Source organism: Thermus thalpophilus, from assembly GCF_022760915.1.
Lineage (GTDB): Bacteria > Deinococcota > Deinococci > Deinococcales > Thermaceae > Thermus > Thermus thalpophilus.
In genome coordinates this window covers 1-1,940 of sequence record NZ_JAKTNS010000075.1, presented here as the reverse complement: position 1 = coordinate 1,940, position 1,940 = coordinate 1, and the positions used below count along the sequence as shown (strand labels likewise).

At 65.3% G+C, this 1,940-nt stretch carries 3 protein-coding genes and 1 pseudogene; 3 read left to right on the top strand and 1 reads right to left on the bottom strand.

Annotated features, from left to right (window positions below; translation table 11 throughout):
• The 3 genes and pseudogenes from L0D17_RS13010 to L0D17_RS13000 all read left to right on the top strand — a co-directional run.
• Positions 1 to 448: pseudogene (locus tag L0D17_RS13010) on the top strand (IS4-like element ISTth2 family transposase); the annotation flags it as partial.
• A gap of 73 nt (positions 449 to 521) precedes the next feature.
• Positions 522 to 701 (top strand): DUF4277 domain-containing protein, encoded by a 180-nt coding sequence (locus L0D17_RS13005; protein ID WP_279231836.1) that lies wholly within the window; start codon positions 522 to 524, stop codon positions 699 to 701.
• Between the two features lie 175 nt (positions 702 to 876).
• Positions 877 to 1,083 (top strand): hypothetical protein, encoded by a 207-nt coding sequence (locus L0D17_RS13000; protein ID WP_243095679.1) that lies wholly within the window; start codon positions 877 to 879, stop codon positions 1,081 to 1,083.
• 124 nt (positions 1,084 to 1,207) lie between these two features.
• Here the strand turns inward: L0D17_RS13000 and L0D17_RS12995 are convergent, their stop codons facing one another.
• Positions 1,208 to 1,753: a Uma2 family endonuclease gene (locus L0D17_RS12995; protein ID WP_243095678.1), complete on the bottom strand. Its 546-nt coding sequence runs from the start codon at positions 1,751 to 1,753 to the stop codon at positions 1,208 to 1,210.
• Between the last annotated feature and the right edge of the window lie 187 nt (positions 1,754 to 1,940).

Below are 1,940 nucleotides of genomic sequence, written 5' to 3'. Positions count from 1 at the left end.
GGAAACGGGGGAGCGCTTCCTCCTGGGGGAGCGCTACCCGGAGGTGCCCAGGCCCGAGCGCCAGCGGGTTCGTCTCTTTGGGCGGGGCGGGGGGGAGGTGGAGGTGGGGCTCTTCCTGGCCCAGGGGAAGCGGGAGCCCTGGTATCTGGCCTTCCGGGACCTGAAGGGGCGGGGGTTTGGGCTGGACCGGCACGGGCTCAGGACGGAGGGAAGCCTTAGGGGATGGCTTTGGCTTTTGTTCCTAGGGATGGTGCTCTTGGTTCTGTTGGGGGCCGCCTTGCGGGGCGGGGAGTGGTGGCCGAAGGTGGTGGCGCATCCGGAGCGGCAGAGCCTTTTCCGACTAGCCCGCCTCCTTCTGACCCAGGGGCCCCCCTCCCTGAGGAGTGTGGCGGTGAGGACGCTCACAGGTCTTCTTCAGCAACTGGTACAGGGGTGGGAAAAGGGATGAGAGGTCAGCTTCGTGTGCTACTTGATCTGAAGCCCACATTCCGCACCCCCCTCACCACTCTTAGGATTTAGGGATGGAACCCTCACCCGCTTTAGAGGTTTACGACCTGGTCCACCTGGGCCTGGTGGCGGGCATCAAGGACCGCATAGGTTTGACGGAGGTGGTGCACCGCAAGGCGCGGCCTACGCCGGGGCAGAAGGTCTCCGCGGGAACTGCCCTAAAGGGCGTTTTTGTACCCACCCTGGCCTTTTAGCCCTTCGGCCACTTCTTCCGTTAAGGCCACAAGGTCTTTCCTCGAGAGCGGCGTGCGGATGCTAACGGCTTTCCTGCGCAGGGGGCCCGCGTGGCTACTCCAAGCGATAAAACAGCCGCGTGAACCGGGTGAGCGTGAGGGAGCTAAAAACCGCCTGGGATGCCACCTCGGGCTGGTGCGCGGGGGGAAGAACCTAGAGGACACGGACCGGGGCCGGTGCGTGGCTCCCTTGGCGCCTCAGGGAACGGGGCTACCGGACCGCCTCCAGGCCTTGGTCCTCCTCAGCCTGTTGGTGATGGGGGAAGGAAGGCTTCCGCCCCTCGGCCCCGTGGCCCGGGCCGGCGGGGGCGTGGCCGAGCTCCTGGTGGCGGACCGCGGGTGACCTGGGTGTTCTACCTGGATGCCCGTGCCTGACCAAAGCGGTGCGTGGGGAAACTCCTGTGGCGCGGCTGGGTGGCGGGTGGGATCCTTGGGGAAGGAGGTGCGAGGAGAGAGGGCAAAGGGGCTCACGGTTCTAGCCCGAAGTACACCTCTTTGAGGTCCAGGCGCCCCCCTAGGCAGGGAAGGGGAAGCTCGCCCTCCGCTTCCTGGTAAATCCAGCCGTCCTTCCCTCGCAAATAGCCCCCAATCCGGGGGACACGGGAGTCCACGAGGAGGTACGCCTGCAGGGTGGGCAGGCTCAGGTACTTGCGAAGCTTTTCCCTGCGATCCGTGGCTTCCGTGGACTCCGAGAGCACCTCCACCACCAGGCAGGGCTTTTCCTTGTAGTACTCCCCGGGGTCTTCCTCGCAGACCACCATGAGGTCGGGGTAGTACACCGTGGCCGCGTCCACCTTGAGCCGCATATCGCTCACGTAAAGGCGGCAGCCCTTCTTCCTTGCCAGGGGGCCTAGGATTAGGACCAGGTTCACCACCACCCGGTTGTGCCGGTCGCTGGCCCCGGCCATGGCGTGGGGGAAGCCTTCCACCAGTTCGTGCTTCACGGGGGCTTCCCGCTCTAGGGCTAGATACTCCTCCAGGCTTAGGGGCCGCACCGCCTTGGCCACACCCATGCTCAAATTGTACGTGCTCTTGTCCTTTGGTTCAAAACGTTCGCCGTTGCCGCAGGCCGGGCTGGCCTGGCAGATCGCCTTGTAGCCCGGAGGAGGGGGAAGAAGGGAAGGGAGCATCCTGAGACCGTGGGCCCTCAGTACACGTCAAAACGTGGGACCACCCCTTTAGGATGGACCTGCGCCCACG